The sequence below is a fragment of the Nonomuraea sp. 10N515B genome, assembly GCF_052245915.1.
Lineage (GTDB): Bacteria > Actinomycetota > Actinomycetes > Streptosporangiales > Streptosporangiaceae > Nonomuraea.
The window spans coordinates 1-1,454 of the sequence record NZ_JBQQBQ010000189.1; the positions used below are offsets into that span (position 1 = coordinate 1).

Below are 1,454 nucleotides of genomic sequence, written 5' to 3' on the forward strand. Positions count from 1 at the left end.
TAGCCCTTCAGTCGTAGATCGCTGACTTTGTGGCAGTTTGCTGGGATGCCGCGGGTGGCGGGCGTGCGACAGCGCGGGCGTGGTTGCGCTGCCGGTGATGGTGTCGGGCCACGGCTTGATGCCTGCGCCGCCAGTGAGACCAGGCCAAGCCGTGCCGCAGTCGTTCGGTGTGCGGGGGCTGCGGCTGGGTGAGGACCAGCAGGCGGCGGATCTCATAGGCGGTAAACCGGATGAGGCGGGGGTTATTGCTGGGACGGCGTGCCTCCCCCTCTCTGGGAGGCCGGCGCGGCGTGGTCGTCCGGTTCGCGGTCGGTGCGGGCGTCTTGAACGGCCAGGAAGGCGGCCGCGAGCATAGCCAGGGTGATGTGCCGGTACCAGCAGTGATAGGCGCGCACCTCGTAATCGGCCAGCCCGCAGGCCGACTTGGCCAATCGCAGCGCATCTTCCACCCGCCATCGCGCCCCGGGCACGCAGACGAGGTCCTCCAGCGAGGTGTGCACTGGTCCCCAGGCCAGGTAGTAGTCCCGATCCTGAGGCTGCTCGGGACGACGCCGGGCGATGATCCAGCGGGCCCAGGCCTCGCCCCCAACCGCACTGTCAGGGTCGGGGATGCGCCGTACCCACCACTGCCAGGACCGGCTGTCGGTCTGGGAGGGGCCGGCGGGCAATTCCTGCCAGTCCTCCTCGGCAGCGGCCCGCTCCACCAGCCGGGCAATATGCCGCCAGCCCGGGCGTGGCAGCACGCTCTGGTTGGCCTGTACCGTCACCGCGTACGGCAGCCGGTGCTTTTCCAGGAAGGCGCGGAAGGCCCCGTCACGCCCGTACACCTCATCGGCGGCCACCCACACCCGGCCTTCGGGGAGATCGGGCAGGATCCGGTCGATCATCTGCTCGGCCTGCCGCGCCTTGGTGGCGAACTCCACCTGATCAGGAATGTGCGCGGCGCGGCAGCGTGCACGATCATCGGTCCACTCCTTGGGCAGATACAACTCGCGGTCAATCAGCGCCTGCCCGGCGGCGGTGGCCCAGGCCGCCATCACCCCGACCTGGCACGGGAAGACCCCTCCCAGCGATCCGGTGAACTGGCGAGCTACCCCTGCCGAGGCGCGGCCCTTCTTCGAGAACCCGGTCTCATCGATCACCAGCACGCCCGCGCCACCCGGTCCCAGACCGGCCCCGCCCTCGTCCAAACCCTGAACCACGTAGCGGCGGACAAAATCGCGCAGCTCATCGACGTCCCATTGGGCGCGGTAGAGCAGATGCTGCTGGTTGTGGGGGTGGAAGTCCCCGGCGTACTCAGCCAGTTGCCAGCCATTCTTCCGCGATAACGGCCCCAGCAGGCCCCGCACACAGGCAGCCGCCCGCCGCCGCAAATCAGCCCGAGGGAAGATCGACCCCACCTCTACCAGGAGGTCCTCCAGCTGATCTGCCCACTCGTCCGCGCGTTCCCGGTC

1 protein-coding gene is annotated in these 1,454 nt (G+C 69.2%); it reads right to left on the reverse strand.

Going from position 1 to position 1,454, the window contains the following annotated elements:
- Positions 1-242: 242 nt before the first annotated feature.
- A partial coding sequence (locus tag ACTWQA_RS58935) for an IS701 family transposase (protein ID WP_443167487.1) occupies positions 243-1,454 on the reverse strand: 1,212 nt, incomplete at its 5' end.